The 14,040-nt window shown below is 56.1% G+C and carries 15 protein-coding genes and 1 pseudogene; 5 read left to right on the top strand and 11 right to left on the bottom strand.

The genetic code is table 11. The features are described from left to right. Positions 1–2 precede the first annotated feature (2 nt). From ACOTWU_RS10410 to ACOTWU_RS10395, 4 genes are read left to right on the top strand one after another with little or no spacing between them, the layout of a single operon-like run. Positions 3–431 (top strand): PTS sugar transporter subunit IIA, encoded by a 429-nt coding sequence (locus tag ACOTWU_RS10410; protein WP_040117201.1) that lies wholly within the window; start codon positions 3–5, stop codon positions 429–431. Between the two features lie 10 nt (positions 432–441). Next, on the top strand, positions 442–936 hold the full coding sequence (locus ACOTWU_RS10405) for a PTS system mannose/fructose/N-acetylgalactosamine-transporter subunit IIB (RefSeq protein ID WP_032670584.1): 495 nt from the start codon (positions 442–444) through the stop codon (positions 934–936). Between the two features lie 10 nt (positions 937–946). Next, a complete protein-coding gene (locus tag ACOTWU_RS10400) occupies positions 947–1,744 on the top strand; it encodes a PTS mannose/fructose/sorbose/N-acetylgalactosamine transporter subunit IIC (protein WP_015572638.1) in 798 nt (265 codons plus the stop codon). Further along, positions 1,744–2,562, top strand: coding sequence for a PTS system mannose/fructose/sorbose family transporter subunit IID (locus tag ACOTWU_RS10395; RefSeq protein WP_032647200.1), 819 nt, complete (start codon positions 1,744–1,746; stop codon positions 2,560–2,562). The genes ACOTWU_RS10400 and ACOTWU_RS10395 overlap by 1 nt, the downstream gene beginning before the upstream one ends. A gap of 27 nt (positions 2,563–2,589) precedes the next feature. Here ACOTWU_RS10395 and ACOTWU_RS10390 read toward each other — a convergent pair whose 3' ends face one another. The 8 genes and pseudogenes from ACOTWU_RS10390 to ACOTWU_RS10355 all read right to left on the bottom strand — a co-directional run. Then, positions 2,590–3,360: a glucose-6-phosphate isomerase family protein gene (locus tag ACOTWU_RS10390; RefSeq protein ID WP_017694538.1), complete on the bottom strand. Its 771-nt coding sequence runs from the start codon at positions 3,358–3,360 to the stop codon at positions 2,590–2,592. Next, positions 3,353–3,907: a glucose-6-phosphate isomerase family protein gene (locus ACOTWU_RS10385; protein WP_017383813.1), complete on the bottom strand. Its 555-nt coding sequence runs from the start codon at positions 3,905–3,907 to the stop codon at positions 3,353–3,355. Before ACOTWU_RS10385 ends, ACOTWU_RS10390 begins: the two co-directional genes overlap by 8 nt. Positions 3,908–4,063: 156 nt before the next feature. Continuing rightward, positions 4,064–5,014, bottom strand: coding sequence for a 4-hydroxy-3-methylbut-2-enyl diphosphate reductase (gene ispH / locus ACOTWU_RS10380; RefSeq protein ID WP_017694539.1), 951 nt, complete (start codon positions 5,012–5,014; stop codon positions 4,064–4,066). A gap of 1 nt (position 5,015) precedes the next feature. Beyond that, a complete protein-coding gene (fkpB, locus tag ACOTWU_RS10375; protein ID WP_015572634.1) occupies positions 5,016–5,465 on the bottom strand; it encodes an FKBP-type peptidyl-prolyl cis-trans isomerase in 450 nt (149 codons plus the stop codon). 116 nt (positions 5,466–5,581) lie between these two features. Further along, the gene (lspA, locus tag ACOTWU_RS10370) at positions 5,582–6,082 is read right to left on the bottom strand and encodes a signal peptidase II (RefSeq protein ID WP_017694540.1); all 501 of its coding nucleotides are present in this window, start codon (positions 6,080–6,082) and stop codon (positions 5,582–5,584) included. Then, positions 6,082–8,898, bottom strand: coding sequence for an isoleucine--tRNA ligase (ileS, locus tag ACOTWU_RS10365; RefSeq protein ID WP_017383815.1), 2,817 nt, complete (start codon positions 8,896–8,898; stop codon positions 6,082–6,084). The genes lspA and ileS overlap by 1 nt, the downstream gene beginning before the upstream one ends. Positions 8,899–8,943: 45 nt before the next feature. After that, positions 8,944–9,870 (bottom strand): bifunctional riboflavin kinase/FAD synthetase, encoded by a 927-nt coding sequence (gene ribF / locus ACOTWU_RS10360; RefSeq protein ID WP_003856456.1) that lies wholly within the window; start codon positions 9,868–9,870, stop codon positions 8,944–8,946. A 7-nt stretch (positions 9,871–9,877) separates the two neighbouring features. Next, positions 9,878–10,083 (bottom strand): annotated as a pseudogene (locus ACOTWU_RS10355) (DUF2575 domain-containing protein); the annotation flags it as partial. A 115-nt stretch (positions 10,084–10,198) separates the two neighbouring features. Here ACOTWU_RS10355 and rpsT point away from each other — a divergent pair. Beyond that, positions 10,199–10,462, top strand: a complete 264-nt coding sequence (gene rpsT / locus ACOTWU_RS10350) for a 30S ribosomal protein S20 (RefSeq protein ID WP_003856458.1) — start codon at positions 10,199–10,201, stop codon at positions 10,460–10,462. A gap of 58 nt (positions 10,463–10,520) precedes the next feature. On the opposite strand, the gene nhaR is transcribed toward rpsT, so the two are convergent. The 3 genes from nhaR to dnaJ all read right to left on the bottom strand — a co-directional run bounded on the left by nhaR (position 10,521) and on the right by dnaJ (position 13,973). After that, positions 10,521–11,420, bottom strand: a complete 900-nt coding sequence (nhaR, locus tag ACOTWU_RS10345; RefSeq protein ID WP_003856462.1) for a transcriptional activator NhaR — start codon at positions 11,418–11,420, stop codon at positions 10,521–10,523. A 59-nt stretch (positions 11,421–11,479) separates the two neighbouring features. Further along, positions 11,480–12,655 (bottom strand): Na+/H+ antiporter NhaA, encoded by a 1,176-nt coding sequence (gene nhaA, locus ACOTWU_RS10340; RefSeq protein WP_126498705.1) that lies wholly within the window; start codon positions 12,653–12,655, stop codon positions 11,480–11,482. Between the two features lie 172 nt (positions 12,656–12,827). Continuing rightward, positions 12,828–13,973: a molecular chaperone DnaJ gene (dnaJ, locus tag ACOTWU_RS10335; RefSeq protein ID WP_014830600.1), complete on the bottom strand. Its 1,146-nt coding sequence runs from the start codon at positions 13,971–13,973 to the stop codon at positions 12,828–12,830. Positions 13,974–14,040: the final 67 nt, after the last annotated feature.

Below are 14,040 nucleotides of genomic sequence, written 5' to 3'. Positions count from 1 at the left end.
CGATGATTCATTTTATTGTCGCCACTCATGGGCCGTTAGCCGCCGCGCTGCTGGAGAGCGGCCGGATGGTATACGGCGAGCTCCCCGGCGTACACGCCATTTGTCTGACCGAACAGGCGGGAATAGAGGGCTTCCGGCAGGATTTCATCTCCACACTGGAAGCGGCAAGCGTCAACGCTGACGGCGTGCTGGTGCTGTGCGACATGCAAAGCGGCACGCCGTGGAACGTGGCCTGTGAGGCCGCGTTTAACCCATATACGCAGCCGCCGGTCGCCGTGGTGGCTGGAGTCAACTTCCCGATGCTGCTGCAAACCGATGAGGTGATGATGGCTCGCGATGTTCATCAGGCTGCCGGGCAGCTTATCGAACTTACTCTGCCGACGCTGGTACAGGCGAAACCGGCAGATACTGCACAGACAGACGATTTTTAAGGAGCCGCATATGAGTATTTCTTTTGTACGCATTGACGATCGCGTGATCCACGGGCAGCTCATTACACGCTGGGCCAGGGAGCTGCCCTGCGACGGCATCGTTGCCATTGACGATACCGTTGCGGCCGATCCGCTGTTATCGTCGGTCATGAAAGGAGCCGTATCAGATACTAAAGTGTGGCTGTTCGATACGGCAACCGCGATCGAAAAACTGCCAAAAGTGATTGCCAGCGAAAAGCGCTATTTCGTGATTGGCAAATCTCCACTCACGCTACAGCGCATTGAGCAGGCGGGCATTAGCCTGAAAAACAGCAACGGAAAAATTAACGTGGGCCCGATGAGCGCCCGGGCTAACACGATCACCATCGGCCCGAATCAATCGGTAACCCAGGATGAAGCGGCAGCGTTCGAGTGGCTGACCGGGCAGGGACACGCGATTGAATTCCGCCTGGTTCCCGATGCCAGTTTTTATACCTGGCAGGATGCCAGACAAAAGCTGAAATAAGGAGCAGATCATGATTATCGAAGCGGCTTTAATTGGCCTGCTGTGTTATCTGGGCGCACTCAGTAGTCCGTGGCTTTTAGGGCTGACGGGCGGCTGGTATCTCATCTCCCGACCGCTCATTTCCGGGATGCTGGTTGGCCTGATCCTGGGCGATATCAAAACCGGGATTATGATTGGCGTAGCGGTGCAGGCGGTGTATATCGCAATGGTGACACCCGGCGGCTCGATGCCAGCAGATTTAAACTTTGTGGCTTATCCGGCCATTGCACTGGGAATACTTTCCGGCAAAGGACCTGAGGTTGCCGTCGCGCTGGCGGCGACTATTGGGATCGCCGGAACCATTCTCTTCAATGCGATGATGGTGCTGAACTCCTTCTGGAACCATCGTGCGGATGTGGCGCTGGAGAACGGCGACGAGCGCGGGATCTACCTCAACAGCGCCATCTGGCCGCAGGCGATGAATTTTGTGCTGCGCTTTGTGCCTACCTTTATCGCCGTCTTTTTTGGCGCACAGTACATTAGCGGGTTTATGGACAGCCTGCCGCACATCGTCCTCTCCACCATGAATGTGCTGGGCGGCATCTTGCCCGCCGTCGGTATTGCCATCCTGCTTAAGCAGATCATCAAAAGCTATACCATGCTCATCTACTTTCTGGTGGGCTTCGTTTGCATCGTTTTCCTGAAACTCAATATGGTCGCGCTGGTGATCGTGGGCGCCCTGCTGGCACTGATTCATTACAACTATAAACCCGAGGCACCGCAGGCCGTGGCTTCAGCACCTGTCCCTGACGACGAGGATGAATTCTGATGGAAGAACGTAAACTCAGCCGCAAGGATCTGCGCCGCTGCTGGCGAGCGTGGATGATGCACAACCTCTCCTCAATGAGCTTTGAACGCCTTGAATCCTTCGGCTTTTGCCTGAGCATGCTGCCGGTCGCAAAAAAGCTCTATCCCGACCCGGTACAACGTACCGAGATGCTGCGCCGTCACGCGTCGTTCTACAACACGGAGCCACAGATTGGCGCGATCGTTAACGGTATGGCGCTGGGGCTGGAGGAGAAAAAAGCCAACGGCGAGCCGATTGACGGTGAAACCATAAATACCCTGAAGGTAGGCCTGATGGGGCCAATTGCCGGGATCGGCGATTCGATGATCCCCGGCATGCTGATCCCGATCCTGCTTAGCATTGGGATGGCGCTGGCGGCAGGCGGAAATATCCTCGGTCCACTGTTTTATACCGTTGCCTGGCTGGCCATTATTATCCCTGGCTCCTGGTTCCTGTTTCTCAAAGGCTACCAGATGGGATCAGGCTCCGTGGAGATGCTGGTCAGCAGCAAATCTACCCGGCTACGGGAAGCGCTCTCGCTACTGGGCGTATTTGTCATGGGCGGCGTGGCGGCCAGCTACGTGAAGCTCGGCACCGGGCTGGAGTTCATCACCCGGGACGGGGTTAACATTCACGTTCAGCAGATGCTGGACGGTATTTTCCCGCAGCTGCTTCCGCTGGCGGTGGTGCTGGGGACCTGGTATCTGATGGCAAAACGCGGCGTGTCGCCGGTAAAAGCCATGATATTGCTGCTTATACTGGCAGCGCTTGGCGTGGCGTCCGGTTTGTTTGCAGGATAAGAAAACCGGGGCAATGCCCCGGCTTCTTTATGGATGGAAGTTATTCCACAGTTCTGCGACTTTATCCGGACGCGAAATAAACTGGAACCGTGCGGGGTCATCAATAAACTGCTGATAAACAGGCGCATCAGTAATGCCAAATTCCGGATAACTTCTCGGCGTAATCATCTGCAAGCGCCCTGGTCTGTAGTGACTGTTATGCTGCCAGACAATATGATTACCCTGAACTAAGGGATACCAGGCCAGACCTTTTCGCGCACGAACGGCCTCATACTCAAAGCCATATTCCCGATCGCACCACGCACCAAACGTCAGCGGCTCATTGGGCGAGGCCGAAATCGTCGCATGGCCCCATCCGGGAGGGACCAGTACCTTTTCACCCGGCCCCGCGAGTACCGCAAAACAACGTCCCGGATCGTCGTCCACATACTCCTGCATGTAGATAATCGCTTTACCCTGCCAGATTTCGTACAGCTCAGGGGGCGACCATCCGCTGTGCTGGCTAATACGGTGAACATGTCCCTGGCTGCGGACCGGCTCATCGCCAAGCGTGCCTGCCGCGTAGGTGACCACACCAAAAAGCAGCATGCGTTTTTCGAGCTCCGGCCTGTCCGCCAGACGCGCCACGTCCATCGCGATGGCATATACCTGTTCAGGCCCTTCGCAGTCCGGATTGCGCAGCGACGGGCGGATCTGATCCAGTGTTCTGATCTCCGGCATCGGCCCGGTAACATCCTCTCCGTAGCAAAAACCGAGCGGCTGACGGTTGATGGTCATATCAAGGCCATAGTTAGCCATGGCGCACCTCGTAACCTTCCCCGGAGGCAAAGATCCGCAGGGTGAAGCCCTCTGCCAGCGCCGCATAGTCGTGTCCCGCAATGCTCGGCCAGACGGCAAGGGAGGATAGCGTCTCGTTGCCAGTGTTAATCAAACGATGCGCTGTAAAAGGAGGAATAATATGCACGGAGCCAGCCGTCACCTGCTCAAGCCGCGCGTCGCCCGCCTCCGTTTGCAGCAGCAACAAGCCACATCCGCGCAGGCCAAAATAGACCTCGCCCTGTTCGCGGCGCTGATGAAAATGACCGCGAGTCATAAAGAACTCATCGCCCACGTTACCCGCACGCAGGTGAGTTACCCCAACGAAGAGTGCCCCTTCCCCTACGGGCGAGCCCAGTACGTCTACGTCATACACACTTTTTTGAGGATTGCCGCACTTCCACGCCTCGCCGTCTGCGAAGATCCCAGGAAGATCCGCAAGACGAGTCGTTTTGCGGATAAGCGGCCCGCCGGCTAGCGCGCCGGTAGCCCACGTCAACTGAGGTGGCAAAAAGATGTCTGAATTCATATCGCTCTCCGGCCCGAGGAGAACAGCAATATCATGATGACAGATTAAACGATTAACCTAGTGATAAAAGCGTCAATATTGATGGTGAATCACAGTTAACCAGAAACAAAAATGCCGGAGGCTTTCGCCACCGGCATTTTGAAGATTGAGAGGACATTATTCCACTTCGCGGGCGTCGATTCGCAGCTCTTTCGGCACTTCGAAGACAATGTTCTCTTCACGGCCTTCCAGCGGCACCGCTTCGCCACCGCCCAGCTCTTGTAGGCGGGCAATGACGTTTTGAACCAGGATATCCGGCGCTGAAGCGCCTGCGGTAACACCGACGCAGGCCGCGTTTTTCACCCACGATTCCTGAATGTCCGTTGCGTCGTCGATCAGGAACGCCGCTTTCCCCATACGCTGCGCCAGTTCGGCCAGTCGGTTGGAGTTAGAGGAGTTTTTCGAGCCGACCACCAGCACCACATCCGCCTGTTCAGCCAGGGCGCGTACGGCTTCCTGACGGTTGGTGGTTGCATAGCAGATATCATCTTTGCGCGGCCCGACAATTTTCGGGAAGCGCTGGCGCAGGGCGTCAATCACGTCTGAGGTGTCGTCTACGGAAAGCGTCGTCTGGGTCATAAACGACAGACGGGCTTCGTTTTTCACGTCCAGCGTAAAGACATCTTCCGGTGACTCAACCAGATACATGCCCCCTTCCGGGTTGCTGTACTGGCCCATGGTGCCTTCAACTTCCGGGTGACCGGCGTGACCAATCAGAATTGACTCTTCACCACGACGGCTGGCGCGCGCCACTTCCATATGCACTTTTGTCACTAACGGACAGGTGGCATCGAATACGGTCAGATCGCGGCTTTTCGCCTCGTTGCGTACCGCCTGAGAGACGCCGTGCGCGGAGAAGATGAGGATTGCGCCGTCCGGCACTTCGCTGATCTGCTCGATAAAAATCGCACCGCGCTCGCGCAGGCTGTCGACCACGTAACGGTTGTGCACCACTTCGTGACGCACGTAAATCGGCGCGCCGTAAATCTCCAGCGCGTTTTCAACAATGCTGATAGCGCGGTCTACACCGGCGCAGAAGCCGCGCGGGTTAGCCAACAGGATCTGCATTTTACTCCTCCAGTGCCGGATCGATCTCCAGCACTTCGACATCAAAATGAACGGTACGCCCGGCAAGCGGATGGTTGAAATCGACGGTGATAGAATCGCCGTTGATTTCTCGGATCACGCCAGGCATTTCGCTGCCGTCCATAGCGGTAAAGAGCATAATCGCCCCGATTTCTGGTTCACCCGCATCCATAAACTCACGACGCGAGAAATACTGGATCAGGTCCGGGCTTGGCACGCCAAATGCCGCATCCGGCTCCAGCGAAAACGCTTTTTTCTCGCCCTCTTTCAGACCCAGAAGCTGCTGCTCAAGGCCTTCAGACAGGGAGGTGTCACCCAGACGAAACAGCGCCGGTTTGCCATTGTTGCGGGTGGATTCGGCCGTGGAGCCGTCATCCAGCTTCAGCGTGAAATGAACGAGAACCGCGCTGTTGCTCTGTACGGATTTAGACATGCAAATTGCTCGCTTGTTTTGGGTCACCTGTTGCCCGGTGGCGCTACGCTTACCGGGCCTACGGAGGCCACAAATTCTGTAGGCCGGGATCGCTACGCGTCACCCGGCTGGTTTTGTTACGCCTGCTCTTTCGCGGCCGATTTAGGCAAGAAGCCTTCCAGCACGATTAACGCCGCACCAACGCATATTGCGCTATCGGCGAGGTTAAAGGTCGCGAAGTGCCAGTCGCCGACGTAGAAATCGATCATATCGACCACAAAGCCGTGCCACAGGCGGTCAAACAGGTTACCCAGCGCGCCGCCAATGATCAGCGCGTAGGCGATGTTATTCAGCTTTTGCGTGGCCTTTGAGCGGTACATCAGCACCGCCAGCACGACGCAGATACCGATAGCGATACCCGCGAAGAACCAGCGCTGCCAGCCACCGCTGTCGGCAAGGAAACTAAACGCCGCACCATAGTTGCGGGCATAGTGCAGGTTAAGCGACGGAAACAGCGGGACCGTATCCCCCAGAGCGAAATTCTGGAGGATCAGGAACTTGCTGCCCAAATCAATAATCAGCACCACCACCACCAGCCACAGCCAGCGCAGTCCTGTTGAACAGAGAGTTTTACTCATCAGGCAAACTTACGTTTTTCGCCGTCACCGGCGACGTTGCTTACACAGCGTCCGCAGATGTCTGCGTGTTCCGCCACCTGACCGACATCAGTGGTGTAATGCCAGCAACGCGGGCATTTTTCACCGTCGGCTTTGCTCAGTGCGACCTTCAGTCCTTTGAGCAGTTCACTCTGCTGAGCATCAGCAGTAGCTTCGGCATAATCCGCAACTTTCGCACCGGAGGTCAACAGGACAAATCGTAATTCATCGCCCAGCGCGGTCAGTTTGGCCGCCAGCTCCGGTTCGGCGTACAGGGTCACGGTCGCTTCCAGCGAACCACCGACTTTCTTGTCAGCGCGCGCCTGCTCGATAACCTTATTCACTTCGCCACGCACTTTCAGCAGCTCGTCCCAGTAGGCATCGTTCATTGCTTCAGTGCTGGAGAGGTCGAACAGACCTTCGTACCACTCGCCGGTGAAGACATACTTCTCGCGTTCGCCCGGCAGGTAACCCCAGATTTCATCCGCGGTGAAGGACATGATCGGCGCCATCCAGCGTACCAGCGCCTCTGCGATGTGGAACAGCGCAGTCTGGCAGCTACGACGCGCCACGCTGTCCGCTTTCGCGGTGTACTGGCGGTCTTTGATGATGTCGAGGTAGAACGAGCCCATCTCGATGGAGCAGAAGCGCATCAGGCGCTGCACCACTTCGTGGAAGTCGTAAGACTCATAGGCTTTAAGAATATCTTCCTGCGCCGCTTTCGCGCAGCCTACCGCCCAGCGATCGAGCACAACCATCTCTTCCGGCTTCACCATGTCTTTCACCGGATCGAACCCGTTCAGGTTCGCCAGCAGGAAGCGCGCGGTGTTACGAATACGACGATAGCTGTCAGCAGCACGTTTCAGGATCTCATCAGAGACCGCCATTTCGCCGGTGTAGTCGGTAGAGGCCACCCACAGACGCAGAATGTCCGCGCCCAGTTTGTTCATCACGTCCTGCGGAGAAACGGTGTTACCGATAGATTTGGACATCTTACGGCCCTGACCATCCACGGTGAAGCCGTGGGTCAATACCTGGCGGTAAGGTGCTTTACCCTTCATGGCGGTGGAGATCATCAGCGATGACATGAACCAGCCGCGGTGTTGGTCAGACCCTTCCAGATACATATCGGCAGCGTGACCAGCAAACTCCGGACGCACATCAACCACGGAGGAGTGGGTAGACCCGGAATCGAACCACACGTCCAGGGTATCCGGCACTTTCTCGTAGCTGTCTGCGTCAGCGCCCAGGATGTCGCGGGCGTCGAGATCCCACCACGCCTGAATGCCGTCAACTTCGACGCGCTTCGCCACTTCTTCCATCAGTTCCAGAGTGTTCGGGTGCAGCTCCTGCGTCTCTTTATGTACGAACAGAGACATCGGCACGCCCCAGGTGCGCTGACGGGAGATACACCAGTCAGGACGGTTAGCCACCATGGATTCGATACGCGCCTGGCCCCAGTCAGGGATCCACTGCACGCCTTTGATCTCTTTCAGAGACTGGGCGCGCAGGCCTTTCTGATCCATGCTGATGAACCACTGCGGGGTCGCACGGAAGATGATCGGGGTCTTGTGACGCCAGCAGCACGGATAGCTGTGCTGCATTTTCTCAACGTGCAGCAGCGCGCCGCTGGTGCGCAGCATGTCAACGATGATGTCGTTAGCTTTAAAGACGTTGATGCCGTCCAGCGCCGGGTACGTGCCTGGCAGGTAAGAGCCGTCCGGACCAACCGGGTTAGCGATTTCCAGACCATATTTCAGGCTGATGTTGTAGTCGTCAGGACCGTGGCCACCGGCGGTATGCACCGCACCGGTACCCGCGTCCAGCGTGACGTGGTCGCCCAGGATCGCCGGAACGTCGAAGTCCAGGAACGGGTGTTTGAAGCGCATCAGTTCCAGCGCGTCACCTTTTACGGTGCCCAGCACGGTGTAATCGGTGATGTTCGCGCGTTTCAGCACGCTTTCGACCAGGTCTTTCGCCAGGATAACCGCACGGCCATCAATCTGCACCAGCGCATACTCAAACTCGCCAGAGAGGGAGATCGCGCGGTTAGCAGGCAGCGTCCACGGGGTGGTGGTCCAGATCACCAGAGAGATCGGGCCGCTTACGCCAGGCAGACCAAATTTAGCTTTGATCGCATCCTGATCGACCGCTTCGAAGGCCACGTCGATAGAAGGCGAGGTTTTGTCGTAATACTCCACTTCCGCTTCTGCCAGCGCAGAGCGGCAGTCGACGCACCAGTGCACCGGCTTCGCGCCTTTGTGCAGGTGACCGTTGCCGATGATTTTACCCAGCGCACGGATGATGTTGGCTTCGGTTTTGAAGTCCATGGTCAGGTACGGGTGCGACCAGTCGCCCAATACGCCCAGACGGATGAAGTCAGCGCGCTGACCGTCAACCTGGGTGGCAGCGTATTCGCGGCATTTCGCGCGGAATTCTGCGGCGGTGAACTTCTCACCCGGCTTACCGTACTCTTGCTCAACTTTCAGCTCGATTGGCAGACCATGGCAGTCCCAGCCCGGAACGTAAGGCGAGTCATATCCCGCGAGTCCTTTGGACTTCACGATAATGTCTTTCAGAATCTTGTTTACAGAGTGACCAATATGAATGCTGCCATTCGCATATGGAGGGCCATCATGCAGAATGAAGGTTTTTTTGCCTTTTTTGGCTGCACGAATGATGCCGTACAGGTCATCATCGGTCCAACGCGCCAGCATTCCCGGTTCACGCTTGGCGAGATCGCCGCGCATCGGGAACCCTGTTTCCGGCAAATTCAGGGTTGATTTATAGTCACTCATCAGATTCTCGGTTCCGTATTTATCACGTAGGCAGTTAAGCCGGTTCTAAAGCCCAAAAAACTCGCGGGCCGTTAATTCATCTCGCGCGATTTGCGCCTTAAGTTCATCCAGCGAAGCGAATCGCTGTTCATTGCGTATTTTTTTACGCAGTATCACATCTATATGGCGACCGTAGAGGTCCATTACAACGTCCAGCAGGTGTACTTCTAACTGTTGACGCACACCGGCAACCGTTGGACGTGTGCCAATGTTGGCGACGCCGTAGAAAGGCTTCTCGCCCAGTCCTGCCACTTCCACCGCATAGACCCCTTTAACCGGGGAGACCTGACGACGCAGCGGTATATTCGCCGTCGGGAAACCTATCGTGCGGCCCAGCGCATCGCCATGGACCACGCGACCTGAAATTGTGAACGGGTGACCCAGCAGCGTTTCTGCCGTGTCCAGTTCATCGTTCGCCAGCGCCTGACGTACCGCCGTGCTGCTTACGCGCACGCCGCCCTCACAGAAGGTCATCGTGCTGGTGACGTCAAACCCGTACTCCAGGCCAGCCTTCTGTAATAACAAGAAATCGCCCTGACGACCAGCGCCAAAGCGGAAATCATCGCCCACGGCGAGAAACTGCACGCCAAGCTGCCTGACCAACAGGTCGCTGACAAAGTTTTGTGCGGTCAGCGCGGCAAAACGACGGTCGAACCTTACGCACAGGACGTAGTCCACCCCTGACTCCGCGAGGTAGCGTAACTTCTCGCGCAGACGCGTCAGCCGCGCGGGGGATTTCTCGCCTGCAAACAGCTCCAGCGGCTGAGGCTCGAAAATCATCACCACGACGGGCAAGCCTCGCGCCTCGCCTTCTTTACGCAATCCCTGCAACAGCGCCTGATGCCCACGATGCACGCCGTCAAAATTACCAATGGTCAGCACGCACCCGTGCGGGGCTTGACTGAGATTATGTATGCCGCGTATCAGCTTCATGACTGGCTCAAAACAGTGAAAATCGCCAAAGTATACCTTGTACAGCGGTTAAGGTTAACCGCCGATTGTTCACGCTAAACAGAAAGCCGTATGATTTCATCACGCTGACCTTTCACAGCAAAAAAATCTGTCCGCGAACTGCGATTTTTACGCCGAAAAGCTGTATTCACGAACGACAAGCTGGTAGAATCCTGCGCCATCACTACGTAACGTAGCGTCGCCACATTAACGGCGCTTATTTGCACAAATCCATTGACAAAAGAAGGTATAGAGGGCATATTCCTCGGCCTTTGAATTGTCCACATAGATCATATTTGGGAGTTGGACCTTGGCTAATATCAAATCAGCTAAGAAACGTGCCGTTCAGTCTGAAAAGGCTCGTAAGCACAATGCAAGCCGTCGCTCTATGATGCGTACTTTCATCAAGAAAGTATACGCAGCTATCGAAGCTGGCGACAAAGCTGCAGCGCAGAACGCATTTAACGAAATGCAACCAATCGTGGATCGTCAGGCTGCTAAAGGTCTGATCCACAAAAACAAAGCAGCGCGTCATAAAGCAAACCTGACCGCGCAGATCAACAAACTGGCTTAATCGCCACTTGTTGTTGCTTGTTTGAAAGAACCCGCTTAACGCGGGTTTTTTTATGTCTTCAGATTGCCGGCGGCGTAAAAAGCGCCGAATAGTCGCGATTGCAGATTCGCTGCACCGCCGGGTGCTGAATCATCCTTTCGGCGAATATGGCGTGATACTCTTCCATCACGTTATCCACCCTGCCGATCTCGGTTATTTTGTCGTCTGAATAGAGATCGTGCGCGTACAGCGTCGGAGCAACGAAGATAGCGTTATGCGCTTCGCCAAAGGCTTTCATCAGCGCCGCATCGTCGAACTCACCGAGAATTTCTACGTTCAGCCCCTGCGAGTTAAACCAGTTCAGCAGCTTCCGTCCGAGCATGGACCTCCGACCCGGCACCAGCAAGCGGCGCTCTTCCAGGCAGGCAGGAAACGGTTTTTCCGGTGGCGGATTGATGCACCAGAAACTGACGCCGCATTCGCCAATTTTCACCGAGAACAAGCCTTCCTGCTGCGTGGAATCGATAGGGCAATCCGAAATAATCATATCCAGCTTATGCTGGCTCAGCTGTTCCAGCAGCATCTCGTGAGTGGACTCAAAGCAGCGTAAATGGATCTGTTCATCTTCCACCACCGCCGCATCCAGCACGCCACTCACCAGCCGTTTGGACAGCGCATCCGCCACCCCCACGTCAAAAAGCAGGTTAGACTCTTTGCGGTAGTTGACGATATCCAGCATCTCCTGGCTCAGGGTGAACATTTTATCCGCATAGCGGAACACCAGCTCGCCCAACTCACTGGGCTCAATCCCACGGCCCTTGCGCTTGAACAACTTGCCCTGTAACCGCTCTTCCAGGGCTTTGATTTGTCCGGTAATGGTTTGTGGCGTCAGGTAAAGCGCTTCTGCCGCCCCCACGACCGAGCCCTGTTTATAAACGTGCCAGAAGTAATAAAGATGGTTGTAATTCAAATGAGACATCGCGTGTTCTCTCCCTGAGTGTGTATCGGGAGAAGGAGCCCCCTCCTCCCGGTTTTCCGTTATGCCTGGACAGCCTGTCCGGACAATTTCACCTTCAACAAGGTATAACCAATGACTGCGGCCAGTAATGACCCGATGAGAATGCCGAGTTTTGCCCAGACGATAAGCTCAGGCGCGTTTGCGCCAAACGCCAGCGTCGAGATAAAGATCGACATGGTGAATCCAATACCGCACAGCACGCCGACGGCCATAATCTGGCTAAAGGTGGTCCCGTTTGGCAATGACGCCAGCTTCAGCTTCAGCGCCAGCCAGCAGAACAGGCTGATACCCAGCGGCTTACCGATAAACAGACCGGCGATGATACCCAGCGGCAGCACGGAGGTGAGTCCGTCCAGGGTAACCCCGGCCAGGGAAACACCCGCGTTGGCAAACGCAAACAGCGGCAGGATCATAAAGCCCACCCACGGATGAAGCACATGCTCCAGCTGTCTGGCAGGCGATTTGCCGTCCTGCTCCTTCAGTGGAATAAAGAAGCCAACGATGACGCCCGCCAGCGTGGCATGCACGCCAGACTTCAGCACCGCCGTCCACAGCACCATGCCCACCAGAATATAAATACCCGTACGTCGGACGTTGAAGACGTTCAGCAAGGCCAGCACCACAATAGCCACGGCCGCCACGCTCAGCGACAGAACCGACAGATCGCTGGTGTAGAACAGCGCGATAATCACGATAGCGCCCAGATCATCGATAATCGCCAGCGCCATCAGGAAAATTTTCAGTGCTACCGGGACGCGGCTACCGAGCAAGGCTAAGACCCCGAGCGCAAACGCGATATCCGTTGCGGCCGGGATCGCCCAGCCGTCACGCGCAACCGGATCCTGCCACGCAAACGCGAGAAAGAGCAACGCCGGAACGATCATCCCGCCAATCGCCGCGATCACCGGAAACGCCGCGCGCTGACGGCTGGCAAGCGAACCGATCACCAGCTCACGTTTAACCTCCAGACCCACCAGCAGGAAGAACACCGCCATCAGCGCATCGTTGATCCACAGCAGCATGTTCTTGTTAATTTCCAGCGCCCCGACTTTCAGCTCGACGGGCGTTTCCAGAAATGCGTGATAGAGATCGCGCGTCATGCCCATATTGGCGAGCAGCATGGCGGCCGCAGCAGCCATAATCAGGATGACGCCGCCGGATGCCTCACTGCTAAAGAAACGGTGTAGTAATTTCACGTTTAAACTCTCTTTTACAACAATACCTCGGTAAAACCATAATATCAGCGCAAACAGATCGGTAAAAACAGATTAATATTGGTTATAGATTCAGTTTAACCGAGGAATAACGCTATAAACAAAAAGCCCGGAATCGCTTCCGGGCTTTAAAAGATAGTAACCAGCTGGCGGGTTAGCGGGTTAAATCGTCGAAGAATTTTTTGACGCCATCGAAGAAGCTTTTGGAGCGCGGACTGTTTTTCTCGCCCGTCGGACCACCAAAACTCTCCTGAAGCTCTTTCAGCAGCTGTTTCTGCTTGTCGTTCAGGCCAACCGGCGTTTCTACGACCACGCGGCATAACAGGTCACCCTGCGCGCCACCGCGAACGGATTTAACGCCTTTGCCGCGCATGCGGAACAGCTTCCCGGTCTGGGTTTCGCCAGGGATTTTCAGGTTAACGCGACCGTCCAGCGTCGGCACTTCGATTTCGCCACCCAGCGCCGCCATCGCAAAGTTGATCGGCACTTCACAGTACAGGTTGTTACCTTCACGCTCGAAGATGGCGTGCTGCTTCACCTGAACCTGAACGTACAGATCGCCTGCCGGTGCGCCGTGCTCGCCGGCTTCACCCTCACCTGCCAGACGGATGCGGTCGCCCGTATCCACGCCTGCCGGGATCTTAACGGACAGCGTTTTGGTTTTCTCCACGCGACCGTGACCGTGGCATTTGGTGCACGGATCTTTAATCAGCGTACCGCGACCATGACAGTGCGGACAGGCCTGCTGCACCGCGAAGAAGCCCTGGCGCATCTGCACCTGACCGGAACCGTGACAGGTTGGGCAGGTCTGTGGCTGAGTCCCCGCTTTCGCGCCGCTGCCGTGGCAAACGTCACACTCTTCCAGCGTCGGAATACGGATCTCTTTGGTGACGCCGCGAACCGCTTCTTCAAGCGTCAGCTCCATGTTGTAGCGCAGGTCTGCGCCGCGCGCCGCGCGCTGACGACCACGTCCGCCGCCGAAGATATCGCCAAATACATCACCAAAGATATCGCTGAAATCAGCGCCGCCGCCGAAGCCGCCGCCACCAAATCCACCGCCGCCCATGCCGCCCTGTTCAAAGGCCGCGTGACCGTACTGATCATAGGCCGCACGTTTTTGTGCATCGGTCAGGACTTCGTAGGCTTCTTTAATCTCTTTAAATTTGGCTTCAGCCTCTTTGTCACCCTGATTACGGTCAGGGTGGAATTTCATGGCCAGGCGCTTATACGCCTTTTTGATTTCACGCTCTTCCGCAGTTTTCGGAACGCCTAAAATCTCGTAATAGTCTTGCTTTGCCATTGGTTTTTTTAAGCCCCTTAACATGCGAGCACGGGCGTGGAGAATTCTCCTACGCCCGTGCCGATTA

Origin of the sequence: Enterobacter cloacae complex sp. GYL001, from assembly GCF_049237125.1 — a bacterium.
Classification (GTDB): domain Bacteria; phylum Pseudomonadota; class Gammaproteobacteria; order Enterobacterales; family Enterobacteriaceae; genus Enterobacter; species Enterobacter hormaechei_C.
The sequence above is the reverse complement of the archived record's forward strand: the minus strand, read 5'-3'. Positions and strand labels throughout refer to the sequence as shown.